At 74.3% G+C, this 13,217-nt stretch carries 14 protein-coding genes; 8 read left to right on the forward strand and 6 right to left on the reverse strand.

Translation table 11 applies throughout. The features are described 5' to 3' along the window. Window positions 1-3 precede the first annotated feature (3 nt). Genes QF032_RS03005 through QF032_RS03025 form a run of 5 tightly spaced genes read left to right on the forward strand, consistent with a single transcriptional unit; the run spans window position 4 to window position 4,646 of the window. On the forward strand, window positions 4-912 hold the full coding sequence (locus QF032_RS03005) for an STAS domain-containing protein (RefSeq protein ID WP_307054769.1): 909 nt from the start codon (window positions 4-6) through the stop codon (window positions 910-912). Beyond that, complete coding sequence (locus QF032_RS03010) at window positions 909-1,313, forward strand: STAS domain-containing protein (RefSeq protein WP_307054770.1); 405 nt, start codon at window positions 909-911, stop codon at window positions 1,311-1,313. The genes QF032_RS03005 and QF032_RS03010 overlap by 4 nt, the downstream gene beginning before the upstream one ends. After that, window positions 1,310-1,762, forward strand: coding sequence for an anti-sigma regulatory factor (locus tag QF032_RS03015; RefSeq protein WP_307054772.1), 453 nt, complete (start codon window positions 1,310-1,312; stop codon window positions 1,760-1,762). The genes QF032_RS03010 and QF032_RS03015 overlap by 4 nt, the downstream gene beginning before the upstream one ends. Further along, entirely contained in the window at window positions 1,759-2,835 is a 1,077-nt protein-coding gene (locus QF032_RS03020) for an ATP-binding SpoIIE family protein phosphatase (protein ID WP_307039724.1), read from the forward strand. The genes QF032_RS03015 and QF032_RS03020 overlap by 4 nt, the downstream gene beginning before the upstream one ends. Continuing rightward, window positions 2,832-4,646 (forward strand): PP2C family protein-serine/threonine phosphatase, encoded by a 1,815-nt coding sequence (locus QF032_RS03025; protein ID WP_307054774.1) that lies wholly within the window; start codon window positions 2,832-2,834, stop codon window positions 4,644-4,646. Before QF032_RS03020 ends, QF032_RS03025 begins: the two co-directional genes overlap by 4 nt. 9 nt (window positions 4,647-4,655) lie before the next feature. Here QF032_RS03025 and QF032_RS03030 read toward each other — a convergent pair whose 3' ends face one another. Beyond that, the gene (locus tag QF032_RS03030) at window positions 4,656-5,108 is read right to left on the reverse strand and encodes a MarR family winged helix-turn-helix transcriptional regulator (protein ID WP_307054776.1); all 453 of its coding nucleotides are present in this window, start codon (window positions 5,106-5,108) and stop codon (window positions 4,656-4,658) included. A gap of 288 nt (window positions 5,109-5,396) precedes the next feature. Here QF032_RS03030 and QF032_RS03035 point away from each other — a divergent pair, with 288 nt between their 5' ends. Both QF032_RS03035 and QF032_RS03040 read left to right on the forward strand, forming a co-directional pair. Then, the gene (locus tag QF032_RS03035; protein ID WP_307039731.1) at window positions 5,397-6,773 is read left to right on the forward strand and encodes an NAD(P)/FAD-dependent oxidoreductase; all 1,377 of its coding nucleotides are present in this window, start codon (window positions 5,397-5,399) and stop codon (window positions 6,771-6,773) included. A 28-nt stretch (window positions 6,774-6,801) separates the two neighbouring features. After that, window positions 6,802-9,048, forward strand: a complete 2,247-nt coding sequence (locus QF032_RS03040; RefSeq protein ID WP_307039733.1) for an FUSC family protein — start codon at window positions 6,802-6,804, stop codon at window positions 9,046-9,048. 56 nt (window positions 9,049-9,104) lie between these two features. Here the strand turns inward: QF032_RS03040 and QF032_RS03045 are convergent, their stop codons facing one another. The 5 genes from QF032_RS03045 to QF032_RS03065 all read right to left on the reverse strand — a co-directional run bounded on the left by QF032_RS03045 (window position 9,105) and on the right by QF032_RS03065 (window position 12,476). After that, window positions 9,105-9,536 carry a hypothetical protein gene (locus QF032_RS03045; RefSeq protein ID WP_306955119.1) on the reverse strand — a complete coding sequence of 144 codons (432 nt, stop codon included), beginning with the start codon at window positions 9,534-9,536 and terminating at the stop codon, window positions 9,105-9,107. Between the two features lie 28 nt (window positions 9,537-9,564). Beyond that, a complete protein-coding gene (locus QF032_RS03050; RefSeq protein ID WP_307054777.1) occupies window positions 9,565-10,401 on the reverse strand; it encodes a DUF1206 domain-containing protein in 837 nt (278 codons plus the stop codon). Window positions 10,402-10,651: 250 nt separating this feature from the next. After that, window positions 10,652-10,891 (reverse strand): DUF5133 domain-containing protein, encoded by a 240-nt coding sequence (locus tag QF032_RS03055; protein WP_307054779.1) that lies wholly within the window; start codon window positions 10,889-10,891, stop codon window positions 10,652-10,654. A gap of 62 nt (window positions 10,892-10,953) precedes the next feature. Beyond that, window positions 10,954-11,808 (reverse strand): SigB/SigF/SigG family RNA polymerase sigma factor, encoded by an 855-nt coding sequence (locus tag QF032_RS03060; RefSeq protein ID WP_307039739.1) that lies wholly within the window; start codon window positions 11,806-11,808, stop codon window positions 10,954-10,956. A 179-nt stretch (window positions 11,809-11,987) separates the two neighbouring features. Further along, window positions 11,988-12,476 (reverse strand): ATP-binding protein, encoded by a 489-nt coding sequence (locus QF032_RS03065; protein ID WP_306955112.1) that lies wholly within the window; start codon window positions 12,474-12,476, stop codon window positions 11,988-11,990. Window positions 12,477-12,984: 508 nt separating this feature from the next. Here QF032_RS03065 and QF032_RS03070 point away from each other — a divergent pair. Next, the gene (locus QF032_RS03070) at window positions 12,985-13,206 is read left to right on the forward strand and encodes a hypothetical protein (RefSeq protein WP_307054780.1); all 222 of its coding nucleotides are present in this window, start codon (window positions 12,985-12,987) and stop codon (window positions 13,204-13,206) included. The last annotated feature ends 11 nt before the right edge of the window (window positions 13,207-13,217 follow it).

A 13,217-nucleotide genomic window follows, 5' to 3' on the forward strand; every position in this document is an offset into this window, starting at 1 on the left:
GAGATGCCGGAAGAACAGACGGCGGCGGAGCAGCCGGCCGAACGGGCGGTGCCCGTGACGGAGGTGGGGGCGTTCCTGAGCCGTCGCCGCGAGCAGATCGCCCAGCGCTGGGCCGACGAGACGCTGTTCCGCGTCGTGTTCACGGTCTCGCGGGACGAGGCGGTGGAGGCGGGCCGCGGCGTCGTCGACGCGCTCGCCCGGGTGGCCGTCTCCGGCCGGGTGGAGGACACCGACAGCGCCGGATTCACGCCGGTACGCGAGCAGTTGGCCCGGATGGCGGCCGCCCGGGCGCGCGCCGGGCTCAGCAACGCGCAGATCTCCCGCGAGGTGGACGCCCTGCGCACGCCCGCGGTGAACCTCCTGGTCACCGAGCTGGCGGAGGCGCCCGCCGAGCACCTCAGGGAATGCGCGACGACCCTGACCGCACTGATGGGCACCCTGCGGCTGGTGGTCCTGGAGACCTCGCTGACGGAGGGCCAGGCGCTCATCGACCGGCAGCAGCTGCAACTGACGGAGGTCGCCACGCCGGTCATCCGGCTGTGGGACGGCATCGTCGCCGTGCCACTGATCGGGACGCTCGACAGCGCGCGCAGCCAGGTCGTGATGGAGACGCTGCTGGAGTCGGTCGTCGACCAGCAGGCGCGGTTCGCGATCCTGGACATCACCGGGGTGCCGACCGTCGACTCGCTGGTCGCGCAGCACCTGATGAAGACGGTCGCCGCCGTACGGCTGATGGGCGCGGAGTGCGTCGTCTCGGGCATCCGGCCCGCCATCGCGCAGACGATCGTGCACCTCGGTCTGGACCTGCCCGTGGTCACCCGGTCGAACCTCGCCGACGCCCTGGCGTACGCCCTCCACCGGCTGGGCGCCGGCATCGTGCCCGCCGGGTCCGGCGGTGCGGGTACCCGGTGAACCACGACCCCTCCCGCGCGGGCACCGCCCATGTGCCGGTGCTGCGGCTCGGCGACGTCCTGCTGGTCACCCTTCAGGGCGACCTGCACGACGGAGCGGCGGAGCAGCTCCAACAGGACGTCGCGGAGTCGATCGTCCGCAGCCGGGTGACCGGCGTGGTCATCGACATCTCCGGTGTGGAGATCGTCGACTCGTTCCTGGGGCGTGTGCTGGCGGAGATCGCGGCGGGCGCACGGCTGCTGGCCGCCCGGACCGTGGTGGCCGGCATACGTCCCGCGGTGGCGATCACGCTGGTGGAGCTGGGGCTGACGCTGCCGGGGCTGCGGACGGCGCTGAGCACCGAAGCCGCCATGGAGATGCTCACGGCGTCGCCGGACGACCCGCGCCGGGAGCCTCGGTGAGCGGGACGTCCGCGGGCGTCGACGCCCGCCTGCCGATCCGTTCGGACCTGGACCTGGTGTGGGTACGGCAGCATGTGCGCCAAGCGGCGTCGGCGCTCGGCTTCGGTCTGGTGGAGCAGACCAAACTGGTCACCGCGGCCAGCGAACTGGCCCGCAACACGCTGGTCTACGGCGGTGGCGGCGAGATGGAGGCCCGGGAGGTGTCGGACGGACGGGCGGCACGGGGGCTGCGGCTGACGTTCACCGACCGCGGGCCGGGCATCGCCGACCTGGACCAGGCCCTCAGCGACGGATTCACCTCGGGCGAGGGGCTGGGGATGGGCCTGGGCGGCGCGCGCCGGCTGGTGCACGACTTCGCCATCGACAGCGCGCCCGGGGCCGGCACCACGGTCACCGTGACGTCCTGGGCGGTCCGCCCGCCCCGGCCGCGGGAGGAGCAGCCCCGATGACGCGCGTGTGGGACGTTCCGGTGCACGACTCGACGCGGGTGCGCGACGCCCGGGTGGCCGCGGAGGACGCGGCGGCGCTGGCCGGACTGGACGGGCCGCGCACCGCCGACGCAGCGCTGGTCGCCACCGAACTGGCGACCAACCTGCTCAAGCACGCGCGGGGCGGGCAGCTGCTCGTGGAGGCGGTCGCCGCACCGGGCGGACGCTCCGAAGCCCTGCTGGTGCAGATCGTCGCCGTCGACCACGGCCCCGGCATGTCCGACGTCCCGGCCGCGCTCGGCGACGGGTTCTCCACCGCGGGCTCCCTGGGCGCGGGGCTGGGCACCTGCCGACGGGTGTCGGACGACTTCGACCTGCACAGCGTCCCGGGCCGCGGGACCGTCGCGCTGGCCCGGATCGGCAACGCCGCGGTCTCCACCGACCGTCACGGCCCGGCCGACGCCTCGTCCCCGCACTCCCCCGCCGCGGTGCGGGCCGGCGGGGTCAACATCCCCTTCCGGGGCGGCGATTGCTCCGGGGACGCCTGGACCTGCGTGCGGGACGGCGACCTGCTGACGCTGATGATGGCCGACGGCCTGGGACACGGTCCCGAGGCGGCCCGCGCCTCCGCCGCGGCGGTCGCGGAGGTGCGGCGCAGCGCCCACCTCCCGCCGGCCGAGCTGCTGCGCCGCCTGGACGGCGCGCTGCGCGGCACACGGGGCGCGGCGGTCGGCGTGGCCCGGCTCGACCTGCGCGCCGGGCGGCTGCGCTTCGCCGGCATCGGCAACATCGGGGCGCGACTGCGCGAGGGCGACTCCTGGCGGCATCTGGTCTCCCGGCCGGGCATAGTCGGCGTCCACCGGCCCACCACCCTGCCGGAGACGGAGGCCGACTGGGCCGCGGACCGGCTGCTCGTGCTGCACAGCGACGGGCTGCCCAGTCGCTGGACGCCGCCCGCCGACCACCGTCTGCTGTCCGCCGACCCCGCGCTCACGGCCGCCGTGACGGTGCGCGACGCCGGCAGTTCCGCCCGCCCCGTTCGGGACGACACCGCCGTGGCCGTCCTGTCCCCCAGCCCCTCGGACCGTCCATGAAGCGCAGCTGGCAGATCGCCGCCGTCGACGACGCGGCACGCGCGCGTATCGCCGTCGCCCGGGTGGCCGCCGCGTACGGCGTGGCCCCGCTGGACCGCACCCGGCTGTCGGTCGCGCTCAGCGCGCGGCTGCGCCGGTGTCTGACCAAGGGCGGCCTCTGGCGGCTCGGGCTGACCGCGGCCGGGGGGTCACTGCACGTCGAGGTCGCCGCCTCGGCCGCCGACGACGAACCGCCGTGGCGGTTCACCGCGCCTTGCCCGGAGCCGGCCGCGGCCCCCGTCACCGATCCGGTGGCGGGCGACGTCACCGCCTTGTCGGAGGCACTGCTCGGCGCGGACGAGGACACCGCGCTCGTGCTGGACAGGCTCGCCGAGCAGGAGGAGCTCGTCGCCTTCCACCGGGAGGAGCTGCACCAGACCAACCAGGGCGTCCTGGCGCTGCACGCCGACCTGGACGCCGCCGGGCGGGCCCAGCGCGAGGCGTTCGCGGCGGAACGGGCCGCACGCCGGGAGGCGGAGGACGCCCGCCGCAGGCTGACGTTCCTCGCCGACGCCAGCGCGGCGCTCACAGCCTCCCTCAACCACGAGGAGATCGTCCGCCGGCTGCCCGAGCTGCTGGTGCCCGAGTACGCCCGCACGGTCGACGTGTGGCTGTTCGACGCAGAGGACGAGCGGGGGACGTCCGCTCCGCGCCCCGCGGCCGCGGTGATCGCGGCCCGCACGGGGCGGCCCCAGTACGCGGCCGCCCGTCCCGGCGGTCTGCCCGGGGTGGACGACCAGCCGGCGTCGGCGCTGCATCCGTCCCGGCCCCTGCTGTGTGTGCCGTTGCCGACGCGCCGGGCGCCGCTGGGCGTGCTGACGCTGACCCCGCCCGGCGAGCGCTGGAACCCCGACGACGCCGTCATGCTCGTGGAGCTCACCCGGCGGGCGGGCGGCGCGCTCGACAACGCCCGCCGCTTCGAGCACAACCGGGACATCGCCGAGACCCTGCAGCGCGCCCTGCTGACGGAACTGCCCGCCGGCGGGGGGCTGCGGCTGGCGGCCCGCTATCTGCCGGCCACGTACGGGCTGAACATCGGCGGCGACTGGTACGACGCCTTCCGGCAGCCCGACGGCAGCCTGATCACCGTCGTCGGCGACGTGACCGGGCACGGGCTGCACGCGGCGGTGATGATGAGCCAGCTGCGCACCGCGCTGCGCGCCTACGCCGTCGACGGGGGCAGTCCCGGCGAACTGCTGACCCGGCTGCACACCTTTCTGCACCACCTCCAGCCCGATCTGTACGCGACGGCCGTGATCGCCCGCTTCCGGCCCGGCGAACCCGTGCTGACGTGGGCGGCCGCGGGTCATCCGCCGCCCGTGCTGCGCGGCCCGGACGGGCGGGTGCGCACCCTGGACGCCAAGCCGGGGGCGATGCTCGGCATCCCCTTGCACCAGGAGATCGCCGACCACACGGCGCCGCTGGAACCCGGCTCCACGCTGGCGCTCTACACCGACGGCCTGGTCGAGCGGCGGGCGCAGGGCATAGACCCGGGGATCGACCGGCTGGCGGCGGCGCTCGGCACGTTCCGTGCCGAGGAGCTGGACGCGGACCTGGACGGGGCGGCCGAGCGCATCCTGGAGCCGATGCTGAGCGACTCCGAACGCGACGACGACGTCTGTCTGCTGCTGTGCCACATCGACAGTCACATCGACAGTCACATCGACACCCGGGTCGGCGGCCAGGTTGACGGCCACGCCGGCACCCGGGTCGACGACCGTACCGCCGGCCGGGTGGGCAGCCGGGTCGGCGACGCCCGCGGCGGGGCGTGAGCAGGGCGGTCAGCCGTCCGGAGCGGCGGGCCCCCGGCAGGACGCCGGCGAGTCCGTCGCCGTGCGGGCCTGGTGGAAGGCGGACAGTCCGTGCTCCAGAGCGGCGCACTGGGCCGGCGTCATGGCCTCGAACACCGGCGTGAGCCGCCGGACCCCGCGCTCGGCCACGTCCGCGAGGACGCGGTGGCCGTAGGCGGTCAGCACGAGCCGCACCTCACGCCGGCTGTGCGGCTGCGCGGTCCGCTCGAGCAGCCCCGCCGCCTCCAGCCGGTCGCAGAGGCGGCTCGCCGTGGGCAGGCCGACGCCGAGGTGCTCGGCCAGGGCCGTCAGGTTCAGCTCCGGGCGGCCCCGGACCGTCCGCAGGGCGTGCAGCTGCCGGGCGGGCAGCCGGGGAGAGGCCTCCTCCGCCGCCGCGAGCCAGCAGGCCACCAGGCTCTCCACGGCGTCGGCGACCTGCCGCACCTGCCTCCCGCGGTTCGTCCACCCTCCGTCGTCTGAGCTGTCCGCGTACCCCGCTGTCACTGCTGTCGGACCACCGGATGTGTCATGTACGTCGGCCTACCCGAAGGACCGGGGCGTACACAGGTCCCTCGAGGGGTACGACGCTGACCTCAGGAGAAACGTTCGTCTGCATGCCTCGCCCCGACTGGCGGAACCGGTCCGGGCGCGGTGGTATCGATCAGGTGCGAACGGCCCGGGGCGGGGCACGCGCATGACGTCGGGGCAGACCGCCTGGAGCCGCAGAAAGGGATGGACATCGTGACACGACCCAGGATCCTGGTGGTGGGCGCCGGCTTCGCGGGGGTGGGGTGCGTTCGGCGACTGGAACGCGAACTCTCCACCGCGGAGGCCGACATCACCCTGGTGACACCGTTCGCCTATCAGCTCTATCTGCCGCTGCTGCCGCAGGTCGCCTCAGGCGTGCTGACCCCCCAGTCGATCGCCGTATCGCTGCGTCGCAGCAAGAAGTACCGCACCCGCATCATCCCGGGCGGCGCCATCGGCGTGGACCTCGCGTCGAAGGTCTGCGTCATCCGGACCATCACGGACGAGATCGTGAACGAGCCGTACGACTACATCGTGCTGGCTCCCGGCAGCGTCACCCGCACCTTCGACATCCCGGGGCTGACGGACCACGCGTTCGGGATGAAGACCCTGGCGGAGGCCGCGTACATCCGCGACCACGTCATCACCCAGCTCGACCTCGCCGACGCCAGCAACGACCCCGCCGAACGGGCCTCGCGGCTGCAGTTCGTGGTCGTCGGCGGCGGTTACGCCGGCACCGAGACGGCCGCCTGTCTGCAACTGCTCACCCACAACGCGGTCAAACGCTATCCGCGGCTGGACCCGAACCTGATCAAGTGGCATCTCATCGACATCGCCCCGAAGCTGATGCCGGAACTCGGCGACAAGCTGGGCCGCAGCGCCCAGGAAGTGCTGCGCAAACGCGGCATCGACATCTCGCTGGGCGTGTCGATCGCCAAGGCGGGCCCGGAGGAGGTCACCTTCACCGACGGGCGGGTGATCCCCACCCGGACGCTCATCTGGACGGCGGGCGTCGTGGCGAGCCCGCTGATCGCGACGCTGGGCGCGGAGACGCAGCGCGGGCGGCTCGTGGTCGGGGCCGAGATGAACCTGCCCGGGAACGACGGGGTTTTCGCGCTCGGGGACGCCGCCGCCGTGCCCGACCGGGCCAAGGGCGAAGAGGGCGCGGTCTGCCCGCCCACCGCGCAGCACGCCATGCGGCAGGGCAAGGTCGTCGCCGACAACGTCATCGCCACGCTGCGGGGCCGGCCGATGCGGCCGTACGTCCACAAGGACCTCGGTCTGGTCGTCGACCTCGGCGGCACCGACGCCGTCTCCAAGCCGCTCGGCATCGAACTGCGGGGGCTGCCCGCGCAGGCCGTGGCGCGCGGCTACCACTGGTCGGCGCTGCGCACCGGCGTCGCCAAGGCACGGGTCCTGACCAACTGGACGCTGAACGCGGTCGCGGGCGACGATTTCGTCCGGACCGGTTTCCAGGCGCGCCGGACCGCGAAACTGAAGGACTTCGAGTACACCGACAGTTATCTGACGCCCGAGCAGGTGCGGGCCCGGGTCGAGGGGGCCGGCCCGGAAACCGCCTGACATCCGCACGGCAGGAGAGTACGACGGCGTGAGAGCTGCGGCACGGTCGTTCGGCGCCCGGTGGCCAGATCGGGTCGCCGCGTCCGATCCCGGTCTGCTGCGACTGGCGGCGGGGCTGCGCACGGTCGGCGCGATCGCCCTCACGCTGGCCGTGCTCTCCCTGCTGGGCGCGGACGTCTCACATCTGGTGGCGGGCGCCATCGCCTCGATGGTCGCCACCTTCGCCGTCCGGGAGAAGGAGCGCGGCCGGCAGGCCGTCACCCTGGCGCTGGGCCTGCCCGTGGCGCTCGCCTCGGTGTCGCTGGCGGCGCTGCTCACCTCCCGGACGGTGGCCGGCGACTTCTTCTTCATCGCCCTGATCTTCTGCGCCGTCTACGGCCGCCGGTTCGGCGACCGGGGGACCGCGCTCGGGCTGATCGGCTTCCAGGTCTACTTCATGGCCCTGTTCGTCGGGATCGGGACCTCGTCCCTGCCCGGCTATCTGGGGGTCGTCGCGGTGGCCTTCGCATGCAGCGCGACGGTCCGGTTCCTGCTCGTACGGCAGACGCCGTCCGGGATTCTGGAACGGCTGCGCCAGGCGTTCCGGGCGCGGCTCGCCCAGCTGCTGGACGCCCAGCTGGACCTGCTCGACGCCGGCCCGGACGACGCGGAGAAGGCCCTCGACCAGGTGCGCGAGGGCACCGCCCGGCTGCACGAGACGGCCATGATGATCCAGGGCCGGCTGGCGGAGGGCACGCCCGACGAGACGGTCGCCCGCCTGGTGCAGCGCCGGATCGCCGACGCCGAGATCGCCGCCGAGCGGCTGGGGCTGCTCCTGCTCACCGCCCGCAGCGCCGAGCGGGCCGACACCCTGACGCTGCACCTGCCCGGCGCGCCGCTGCCCGAGGCCACCCGGCTGCCGGTGCGCGACGAGGCCCTCGACACCCTCCGCCACGATCTGCGGGCGCTACGGCTGCTGGTGCGGCATCCCGCCGAGGCGGGGTCGGGCACCGTGCTGTCGCAGGTGCGCAACCGGCTGCTCGGCTATCGGGACGAGGAGAACCTGCCGCAGGCGCCGCCTCCCGTGCAGGACGTCTTCCGGGGCGTCGGCGAGGCCGCGCGCGCGGTGCTGGGCCTGCGGACCGCGCTCGACGGGCCGCAGGACGAGTCCGCCGACAGCCCCGAGACGGCCCGCTCCCGCGAGGAGCTCGACGCGGAGGACGCGGCGATCGGCGGCGCCGAGGAGGACGAGGCCCCGTCGGACGAGGTCACCGGGCTGCGGCGGCCGACCACCCGGGCCGCCGTGCAGGTCGCCGTCGGGTCCTCGCTGGCCATCCTCGGCGGCGAGCTGCTCTCCGCGCACCGCTGGTACTGGGCGGTGCTGACCTGCTGGATCGTGTTCATCAACACGTCCTCCACCGGGGAGATCCTGGTCAAGGGCTACCGGCGGCTGCTGGGCACCGTGCTCGGCGTGGTGGCCGGCATCGTGCTGGCGGGCCTGGTCGGCCGGCACACGTGGACGGCGTTCGCGGTGGTGCTGCTGTGCGTGTTCGCGATGTTCTACACGGCGCCGCTGTCGTACACGCTCATGTCGTTCTTCGTGACCGCCGCGCTCGGTGTGCTGTACACGCTGCTGCACACCTACAGCCTGTCGGTGCTGGTGCTGCGGGTGGAGGAGACGGCGCTGGGGGCGGCGTGCGGGATCGTCGCGGCGGCGCTGGTGCTGCCGGTGCGCACGGACCGGCGGACCAACGAGTTGCTGGCGACCGTGCTCGAGCGGCTGAGCGGGGTCACCGAGGCGGCCGTGGAACAGCTGAGCGGCGCTCCCCCGGTCGATCTGCTGGAGCAGGCCCGGGACCTGGACCAGGCGCTGGCCGATCTGCGGGCCGCCACCCAGCCGCTGACCCACCCGGTCACCCCGCTGCGGTCGCGGCGGGACACCGCCCGCTACGTCGTCGCGCTGCTGGAGACCTGTGCCTACCACGCGCGGTCCCTGGCGGCGACGGCGGAACTGCTGCCGACCCATCCGTCGATAGCGGCGGACCCGCGGCTGCGCCGGGCCGGTGCGCGCATCGTGCACAACATCGGGGCGATCGACGCGCGTGTCACGGACGAGCGGAGCACGGCGCAGGTGCTGGCCGGGCCGAGCGTCGCCGCGCTGCTGAAGCCGGGCGTCCCCGGGACGCCGCGCTACGGGCGGGTGACCGACCGGGTGCTGCGGCATCTCCAGCGCCTGGACGAGGCGGTGGTGGGCCTCGCCCGCCCGCTCGGGACGCCGGTGACGGCGCCGAAGTGAGGGCGGGCCGGGACGGGCCGGGGCCCCGCCGACTGCTGCGGCGGGCCCGGCCGGGCTCAGAAGTCGGTGGGCATTCCGCTGGCCGCGGCGATGCCCCGCAGAGCCTCGGTGTCCTTCTGACGCTGCTGTATGCAGCCGGCGATCTCGGCGAGACGGGACGGGTCGGACGCGGTGACCGCGTCGGTGACCACCCGGACCGGGCCGGTGCCGTCCACCTGGATCTCCACCAGCTGGTTGTCCAGCCGGCCGGTGACCGCGGTGGCGATGACCAGAGCGGCCTCGTCGCGGATCTCCTGCGGCAGGTCCTGGGTCTCCTGCGGGTCGAGGGCGAAGTCGATGCTTTCGGGTCGCTGTTCGTCGAGGGCGCGCAGCGCCGGGGCGACGACCTCCAGCAGGAGCTGGTAGTCGTCGCTGTCCATGCGGACGCGCAGCAGGTCGAGATACATGTCCACGGGCCGTCCGTCGCGCGGGAACTCTGCTTCGTTCATCTGGTCCGTGTTCCCCGGCAGGCGGCCCTCAGACCTTGCGCCAGCGAGCCATGCAGAAAGAGAACAGTCCGAAGAGGACGAGCCCGGCGGCGACGCAGGCCAGCAGGGCCGGCCCGGCGGGGGTGCCGGCGAAGGAACGCAGCGTGTCGTCGAGGCCCTTGGCCTTGTCGGGCCGGTAGTCCACGGCGGCCCGCACGGCGAACGCCCCGGCGGCCGCGAACACCAGCCCGCGGGCCGCGCCGCCGCCCACCCCGGTGACGTCCACCAGACGCCGCATCCCCGGGGACATCTCCCCCAGCCGCAGCCGCTTGCGGTAGGACCGCATGACGGCGCGGGCGCCGATCCACAGGCCGACGACGACGATCCCGACGCCGGCCGCGCCGACGATCCACTGGCCTCCGGGAAGGTCGAGCACCCGGGCGGTGACGTCCCGGGACTGTTCGTCGCTCGAACCGCCCCCGTCGCCCGAACCGGCAGCGAACTCCAGCACGGAGTAGGCGACGAAGGAGTAGAAGGCGCACCGGGCGAGCGCGGTCAGCCGCTTCCTGGCGCTGCGCCCGTCCTCGCCGGCCCCGCCGAAGACGGCCTCGGACAGCCGCCACAGCGCCATGCCGACCAGTCCGACGCCCAGCGCCCACAGCAGTACGGCACCGTAGGGCTTCTCCGCTATCTCGGCGAGGGCGCCGCGGCGGTCGGCCTCCTGTCCGCTCTCGCCGAAGGCGATCTGCAGGGCGATCACGCCCACCAGAAGATAGATCACACCCCGCGCGGCGAGCCCGGCCCGGGCCGCCCCCCTGGTCAGCGACCCCCGCGCCGCCCGCTCCGCCTCGGCCCGCCCGTTGCGCGCCAGTGCACTCGTGTTCATCCCGACCTCCCGGAATCCTCCCCGAACTTCGCGAGATCCGCATGCCCCGGCTCGGGCCGTACACACCCGCCGGCCGACGGGGCGGGCGCACCCCACGCAGGCGCCCCCACCAAGGCGCACCCGAAGGGGCGCACAGACAGGCAGGCGCACAGAGACACAGCCGCACAGACAGGCGTCACAGGCGGGCAGGCGCACAGACGGGCAGGCGCACCGCGGCCGTTGCCGTGGTGCGCCTGCCCTTTCCGGCCGCTCAGGCGTACACGCGCGGGCCGTCGTCGGTGTGCCGTCCGGCGGCGTCGGCCGCCGAAGCCGCGTCGAGCCACTGGCGCGCCGTCTCCAGCGCGTGTCGCACGTCCCGGGTCCCGGTGGACACGCACAGGGTGTAGGCGAGGTCGCGGGCCCGCGGATGCTGCTCGCCGGCGCCGACCTCCCTCAACGCCTCGTACTCGTCGACGAGTTTGCGCAGGACGGCGGGATGGGGCATCAGCATGGGTCTCTTCTCTCCGTTCTTCGGTCGGCACCCGGCGGTGAGGGGACGGCTGTTCTGCCGTGTCAACGCAGCGCCTCCTGGCGCACCCGCTCACAGCTGCGGCTGATGAGCCGGGAGACGTGCATCTGGGAGATGCCCAACTGGTCGGCGATCCTGCTCTGCGTCATGTCCTCGAAGAAGCGCATGTAGAGGATGGCGCGTTCGCGTTCGGGCAGCCGCCGCAGACCCTCCTTGGCGGACTCGCGGTCCACCACGGTGTCGAAGGAGGAGTCGGCGGCGCCGAGGGTGTCGGCGAGGCTGTACCCGTCGTCGCCGGCCGGGAGCTCGGCGTCCAGCGAGAGGGTGCTGAAGCTCTCCAGGGCTTCCAGGCCGGCCGCGACCTCGTCCTCGGTGAGGCCGGTGTGGGCGGCGATGTCGGCGACCGAGGGCTCGGGGGCGCCGGGGGCCTGGGCCAGTTCCCGGCGGGCGACGCGCACCTTGTTGCGCAGCTCCTGCACGCGGCGGGGCACGCGCAGCGCCCACATGCGGTCACGGAAGTGGCGCTTGATCTCACCGGTGATGGTGGGTACGGCGTAGCTCTCGAAGGCGCCGCGCTCGGGGTCGAAGCGGTCGACGGCCTTCACCAGGCCGAGAGCGGCCACCTGCCGCAGGTCCTCGGTGGCCTCGCCGCGGTCGCGGAACCGGCCCGCGATCCGGTGGGCCATGGGCAGCCAAGCGGTGACGATCTCGTCGCGCAGGGCGTCCCGTTCCGGCCCGGCCTCCAGCGCGACGAGCCGGGCGAACCGGCCTGCCGTGTCGGGCGCGTCGTCATGGGTGCGGCGCAGTTGGGCGGTCGTCTGCGCGGTGGGCCGCGCACTGGGCTGAGCAGGGGTGGAAGCCGTGACATCGTGACGGCTTGTCGACATGTCGATAGGCATGCGGATTCGCTCCTGAACGGTCATTTCAGGGACAGACGACGAGAGGGCTTCCGCCACCCGGAGCGCACGGGGCGCCCCGGGGCGGACATACCGCTCCCGACGGCGCGCCTCCGGTCCGAAGCACGAACCTCCGTCTGCCCTGCCCCCCGGGGCGCAAACTCCGCCCGCCCGAAACCCGCTCACGGAATGTCCGCGGCCGTGCCCCCGGAGGGCCGGCCGGCGGGTCGGAACACCGGCACGACGGCGGTGATGCGCTTGCCGCCGGAGGGCAGATCGGCCACCCGGACGTCGCGGGCCAGCCGGCACACGATCGGCCAGCCGCGGCCGCCCGCGCGGCCTCGTCCCCGTTCGTCGTACGGGTCGACGGCGACGGGCAGTCGGTCGCTGCGGTCGCTGACGGAGACCCGCACGGCGCGGCCGTCCACGTCGACGTCGAATCCCGTCATGCCGCCCCCGTGGAGGATGGCGTTGGTGGAGAGTTCCGAGGCGACGAGCAACGCGTCGGAGAGGCCCTCCTCGTCGTACGGGCACCCGGTGGCCCCGCATCGGCCGACCACCGCCCGTCGCACGGCATTGCGGACGTCGGCGGGTCGGCACCACTCGCCGTCCCCGCACCGGAACGGGTTGTCCGGCGTGTCCACGAAGTCGCTGGAGTAGTTCGTACGCATCCCTTCGCTCCCCTGGCTGTAGCCGAGTGATGGTGGCCGACGAGCGAGCCGTCGCCCCGACCCGCTGCCGTCGTGACGGCCGTCGGACTCGGGCCGGCGGCGACGACGCCCCGGCACTCCCGGAGCTCTCCGGCTCTCCGGCTCTCCGGCTCTCCGGCTCTCCGGCTCTCCGGCTCTCCGGCTCTCCGGCTCTCCGGCGGACCGTGGTGCTCGCCCTTCGCCGCCGGGTCCCTGGTGCCGTCGAGGCGGCCCGGACCGTGCACCGCGGTCCGGCGTCGCCGGCCGACGGGCGGCGGGCGGCGGGCCCGTCGGCCGGTGAGGCGCCCGCCCGGCCTCGGCGAGGCGGGAGGCGGCCCGCTCGCCCCGGCGGTCCGGGTCCCGGAACGGCGGCCCCGCCTGCGCCGGACCGCACCGCGTGGTCCTCTTCTCTTCGGCTGGCCGCCCCGCTCGACGCCAAACCTCCCGGACGGGGAGCAATCGTCCACCCCGACCGGGGTAGACGGCGTACATGATGGATGTCGTGGACTCGGACGAACTGCTGCGCCGCATCCAGCGGGCCAGGACCTGCGCGCAGGAGGAGGTGCGGGCCTGGCGGGCCCGCGGCGCGGATCTCGCGGACGCCGACGCGGACGGGGCACGGGACGCCCGCACGCGGGGTATCGCCTACGAGGCCGTGCTCAGGGTGCTGGACGAGATCGTGGTCCCCGGCCGGTCGCCAGAAGGGACCTGACCTGGCCGGCG

The organism is Streptomyces achromogenes, from assembly GCF_030816715.1.
Lineage (GTDB): Bacteria > Actinomycetota > Actinomycetes > Streptomycetales > Streptomycetaceae > Streptomyces > Streptomyces achromogenes_A.

Excerpts from the sequence above, each read along its gene's own strand:
- QF032_RS03005 (WP_307054769.1), top strand. The coding sequence starts at position 4 with ATGCCGGAAGAACAGACGGCGGCGGAGCAGCCGGCCGAACGGGCGGTG.
- QF032_RS03020 (WP_307039724.1), top strand. The coding sequence starts at position 1,759 with ATGACGCGCGTGTGGGACGTTCCGGTGCACGACTCGACGCGGGTGCGC.
- QF032_RS03025 (WP_307054774.1), top strand. The coding sequence starts at position 2,832 with ATGAAGCGCAGCTGGCAGATCGCCGCCGTCGACGACGCGGCACGCGCG.
- QF032_RS03035 (WP_307039731.1), top strand. The coding sequence starts at position 5,397 with ATGGACATCGTGACACGACCCAGGATCCTGGTGGTGGGCGCCGGCTTC.
- QF032_RS03045 (WP_306955119.1), bottom strand. The coding sequence starts at position 9,536 with ATGAACGAAGCAGAGTTCCCGCGCGACGGACGGCCCGTGGACATGTAT.
- QF032_RS03050 (WP_307054777.1), bottom strand. The coding sequence starts at position 10,401 with ATGAACACGAGTGCACTGGCGCGCAACGGGCGGGCCGAGGCGGAGCGG.
- QF032_RS03055 (WP_307054779.1), bottom strand. The coding sequence starts at position 10,891 with ATGCTGATGCCCCATCCCGCCGTCCTGCGCAAACTCGTCGACGAGTAC.
- QF032_RS03060 (WP_307039739.1), bottom strand. The coding sequence starts at position 11,808 with ATGCCTATCGACATGTCGACAAGCCGTCACGATGTCACGGCTTCCACC.
- QF032_RS03065 (WP_306955112.1), bottom strand. The coding sequence starts at position 12,476 with ATGCGTACGAACTACTCCAGCGACTTCGTGGACACGCCGGACAACCCG.
- QF032_RS03070 (WP_307054780.1), top strand. The coding sequence starts at position 12,985 with ATGATGGATGTCGTGGACTCGGACGAACTGCTGCGCCGCATCCAGCGG.